The organism is Streptomyces sp. 7R007, from assembly GCF_054850255.1.
This window is the reverse complement of record NZ_JBTWMV010000219.1, coordinates 1-203: the sequence shown is the minus strand read 5'-3', so window position 1 is coordinate 203 and position 203 is coordinate 1. Positions and strand designations below refer to the sequence as shown.

The following is a 203-nucleotide window of genomic DNA, read 5'->3' as shown; positions in this document are numbered from 1 at the left end:
TTGGTGCGGTCGTGCTGGACGGCCTCACCGTTCAGCAGTCCGGTGATCTGAAGATCGTCGGGGTCGTCGAACTCGTCCGGGGTGACCAGAACCGGGCCGGTGGGGCCAAAGCCCGGAAAGGACTTGCCGAGGCTGAACTGGGCGGGCCTGCCCTTCAGTTGGGTGACGCGTTCGGACAGGTCCTGGCCGACCATCAGACCTGC

1 protein-coding gene is annotated in these 203 nt (G+C 66.0%); it reads right to left on the bottom strand.

The annotated features are described in order from the left end of the window. Window positions 1-203 (bottom strand): fumarylacetoacetate hydrolase family protein (locus ACYF6T_RS44875; RefSeq protein ID WP_461703746.1); only part of this gene is annotated, 203 nt, incomplete at both ends.